The organism is Bacillus sp. CDB3 (assembly GCF_002081505.1).
Lineage (GTDB): Bacteria > Bacillota > Bacilli > Bacillales > Bacillaceae_G > Bacillus_A > Bacillus_A cereus_AT.
Map to the genome: position 1 here is coordinate 1 of NZ_ALBR01000051.1, position 4,460 is coordinate 4,460.

A 4,460-nucleotide genomic window follows, 5' to 3' on the forward strand; every position below is an offset into this window, starting at 1 on the left:
TCATATTCTTCTTTCCTAAAATCACTTCTAATACTCCTCTACTTTAGTTCACATAACTTCAAAAACAATAAATTAGTAATAAAATCAAAGTCAGGAACATAATTGATATGTACAAAATGTTCCTGACTTTTTATTACGTGGGTACCGGTCTATAACCATCTAGCTAAGACTTTGAAATACTTCAAAATCAAAAACTTCATCACACCACAATTCCCTATAAGAATCCAGTGCATTTTTGAAGAAAAATACACTAAACAAAAAATACAATAAGCCGCCCATATGGACAGCTTATTTACATAATTTTCGTTATAAGAAGCTAATTTTTAATATTACAGCAATCTTTTTCTCATTTTTTGATAGTGAATAATTAATATTAGTAAATCTCCGTTTCATTAAACAATTTACCTTATATATTCCAATAGTCACTATTTATATCACTGTTATATTTATATTCAATCTTTTCTTTTCCACACTTTTCACACTTATAAAAACTAGCTGTACCGATCTGTCCTGTTTTAAAATTTTCACTATCTTGAGTTTTAATAAAGTTATATTTATGAATACATTTAGGTTCTTTCACCTTATTTATCCATTCTCTTAACATAAAGTAATCACTCTCCTTTAAAGAATATTCCTCGTGGGTTTCTGTATTTATAAAATCCTACGAAATATTTTCAATCAATGACTACGTTATGCCTTAGCCTACAAAATTTGCGAAATGTTGGCGCCCCTCCTATGCTTAATTTGCATACTTTGCAAATTTCTTATCTATGAAATGAGCAACGATAAAGATAATCGGAATAAACAGTAATTTGAGAAGAGAAATGTGTGTTATACCTGTTTTTTGAATATAAACATTAAGGAAAATTGCTATCAGTACCAGAGTAAACGTCCATTCCTTCAGGAATATTCTTCTTATAGAACTCTTTTTCATACATATACCTCCCTTTTCCTAATTGTATCACTTAGATAATACGCTTATAAGAAAATTTTTTCTGTATATTAATACATGTGAAGTTAACATAACGACCTATTATCGATAATTAAAGAAAAGAGACAGCCTACTCTCACCAGCGAAGCTCTTTTTTTGTTCTATGAATCTATGCGTTCTTTTATACATCCCTATACTGATGCGATTTTAGGGTTCTTGTTTATTATTGGGTATGGCTTGATACAAACTCGATAAGTGGTCTTGAATCATTCCAATTGCTTTATATTCACTTAATTCTTGTTTCTTCTTTTGTAAAATTAATTGTCGCATCTTAAACATAGTAGAAGAACATAGAAAAATGGCAATGAGTTTTCCATAAACATGGCATTCTAATCGATCTTGTTTAATATGTTGCCAATGATGAATTTGAAATAAGGATTTCCAAGTTTTAAAAATGATTTCAATTTGCCAGCGGAGAGAGTAAAAATTATGGATTTGTTCCATCGGAGCAATCTCCCAAGGTGTATTGGTAACATATAGATTCATGCCAGCTAATCGTTTGCTTTTTTCCGAATATGTAATCCCTTTTTTACTTTCTGTGTACACTTGTTTTTTCATACGCTCACGAAGTTGTTTTTCTGTTAATCGATACATAATCACCCGAGTGAATAGTTTTTTATCCTTTCCAATATAAGCTTCTTTTATTTCATAGGACTGTCCTGGTTTTAAGGTATCCATGATGTGCTCTAAATCAACTTTGATGTACTGAGATTGTTTTTTTATTGTTCCGTTTCGAAAGTATTCAGGACATTCATTTTTGACATATACCCTATTGTTTAATTTGAGTCGCGATATATAGTACACACCACGTTGATCCATTTGATCTAAATCATCCAGTGAATAATAGCCTAAATCCCGAATACATAGGTCACCAGGGCGTAATGTTGATAAACACTCTGTTCCAAAGGTTTTATCATTATTTTTCCCTGGTTCCACTTGGAAATTTAAAAACTGACCACTATGTAAATCATATTCTAACTGGATTTTTATACCCGCTGTTTGTGCACAACCACCTGGTCCAGGATATACATTGGCCAAGTGTTTTGGTACGTGAAAAATGGTTGCATCTAAAATACGAATTCGCTGAAAATAGGTAAGTGAAGCACTTGGAATTGCTGACTTTCCACAAACTTTATTTTTTAATAATGTGGAGAAAATATGTTTCAAAAAGAACACTGCCTTTTTATTAAAGCGCTTATTTAGTCCTTCAGGACTCATAAGAGTTCCTGTTGATGCATGTAGCTGACTACACAATCGGACTAATGAATCACTCGCTACTCGTTGACTAATCCAGACACATATAGTAGCTAAATCATACCCTGAAAATTTACGTTTTCATTTTTACAAAACCTAGCTCTCTAGCGAGATTTTCCAAAAATGAAGGGGTAAGATGTTCATATAATTCTGCAGCGAATAATTGTAATTCGTCAGAAATTGATAGATACATACAAAAACGCCATCCTTTCCTATGATTCTACAGAAAGAATAGCGTATTTTTTGGTTCTGGTGCAAAGGTAGTGGAAAAGAGAATATAACATATATATTTCTAGCATAATGGTAGGATAATCCTGGTTCCTCATCATTTCTACTAAATCACGAAAAATTAAGTTGTACCGTACCAACGTACAGTTAACAAAATAATATCTTGCTGATAATGCTTCCATTTGAACAAATTTTCCTTTTCCATACCGATCACACATCTTTTGTAGAGTAATAGTATCAGCATATCCCAGTTTAAGAGGTTGCTTACAAAATATTTAGAATTTTTTTGCGAGAATCCTCCGAAATGTAATACGGACTTTAAATACTTTCATTTATAATTCTCTATTTGTCTATACTTTTCATATCGCTGTTGTATAAGCTCTTCCGAGGATAATAGTATCAATTTTTTTAGAGATGATTCGATTACAGATTCAATCATTTTTGCCTGTGATTTTATATCATTTTGTGCTCCACCTTTAATTTCAGGAATGATTTCATCAATAATTCCTAAATGTTTTAAATCTTTTGCTGAAATTTTCATATGTTCAGCAGCTTCTGGAGCATACTTAGCGTCCTTCCATAGGATAGATGCTGCTCCTTCTGGCGAAATTACCGAGTACCATGAATACTCTAACATATGGATATGGTTACCGACACTAATGCCAAGAGCTCCACCACTTGATGCCTCTCCAATTACAATACAAACAATTGGCACTTTAAGTGTAGTCATTTCAAATAGATTTCGAGCTATCGCTTCAGAAATTCCACGTTCTTCAGACCCTATCCCTGGATAGGCGCCTATTGTATCAATAAATGTAATAATAGGGCGATTAAATTTATCAGCTTGTTTCATAAGTCTTAGCGCTTTTCTATAACCTTCTGGATGTGCCATTCCAAAATTTCTTTCTATACTTTCCTTTGTATTTCTACCTCTTTGATGACCAATAACCGTAACGGGCATCCCTTTAAATTTTGCAATACCACCTATCATTGCTTTATCATCACCATATAATCGATCACCATGAAGTTCGAGAAAGTTTGTAAACAATAAAGGTATATAGTCCAATGTCGTGGGTCGGTTACGTAGCCTTGCAATTTGAACTCGTTGAAAAGGTGTAATATTAGAATAAATTTTATCTTGCATTTTATTTAAACGTTTTTCTAATTCATGAATTTCTGACGATAAATCTACATTATTTTCTTTCATAATTTTCTTTAATTCATCAAATTTCTCTTTTAATTCAATAATAGGACGTTCAAAATGCAAACTCATTTTATCCTCCAAATGTTATGACTTACCTCACTCTAATCAAAAGGCTTAGAAATAGAATCAATAAATAATTCAAAACCATCCACAACTATTTTTTGTTCTGATTCTGATAAATTATTGAGAATACTTTGATAAAATGTAATGGATTGCTCTCTTAAGCAATTAACAGTTATGTGACCTTTTTCTGTGAGGTGCAGAAAAAGTTCTCTTCTATTTTTTTCATTTACTTCACGATAAATAAGCCCCTTTTTTACTAACTTATCTACCAATCTACTTACAGTTGAAGTCTCTAATCTAAGTTTATTGGATAGTTGCCAAACAGTTAGTTTTTCCACCTCTAGTTCCTCTAACGCCATCATTTGAGAAGTTGGTAAAGGTTTTTCAAATGGTCCCTTGGGCAAATTTTGAGATTCAAAAACCCCAGTTAATATAATCATTTTCTTAATATCTGTTCTTAGTTTTAAGGCATCTTCTCTTTTCAAAAAGGTCACCCTCCTACAACTATTGTATCATACATCAATTGTATTATACATGAATATGATTTTTTCACAAGCTTAACGTAAGCCAATATTACAACATGGACGAGATATTTCTTCTTGTTAAAATGGTATAAGTGGATTGTTTTCTACAAATGGCAGAACATCAATTATGTATCAGGGACCTTTATGGGGTACCGCTCATCGAAATCAAGCTAAGAAAATAAAACTCCCCAAAAAA

3 protein-coding genes and 2 pseudogenes are annotated in these 4,460 nt (G+C 32.0%); all 5 read right to left on the reverse strand.

Annotated elements, in window-relative coordinates:
- Positions 1 to 406: 406 nt before the first annotated feature.
- On the reverse strand, positions 407 to 604 hold the full coding sequence (locus tag CDB3_RS12310; protein WP_098604868.1) for a hypothetical protein: 198 nt from the start codon (positions 602 to 604) through the stop codon (positions 407 to 409).
- A 540-nt stretch (positions 605 to 1,144) separates the two neighbouring features.
- Positions 1,145 to 2,438, reverse strand: a pseudogene (locus CDB3_RS12320) (IS4 family transposase); the annotation flags it as partial.
- Between the two features lie 121 nt (positions 2,439 to 2,559).
- A pseudogene (locus CDB3_RS12325) lies at positions 2,560 to 2,678 on the reverse strand (IS6 family transposase); the annotation flags it as partial.
- 123 nt (positions 2,679 to 2,801) lie between these two features.
- Positions 2,802 to 3,746, reverse strand: coding sequence for an acetyl-CoA carboxylase carboxyltransferase subunit alpha (locus tag CDB3_RS12330; RefSeq protein WP_000052085.1), 945 nt, complete (start codon positions 3,744 to 3,746; stop codon positions 2,802 to 2,804).
- Between the two features lie 32 nt (positions 3,747 to 3,778).
- Positions 3,779 to 4,225, reverse strand: coding sequence for a MarR family winged helix-turn-helix transcriptional regulator (locus tag CDB3_RS12335; RefSeq protein WP_128854692.1), 447 nt, complete (start codon positions 4,223 to 4,225; stop codon positions 3,779 to 3,781).
- Between the last annotated feature and the right edge of the window lie 235 nt (positions 4,226 to 4,460).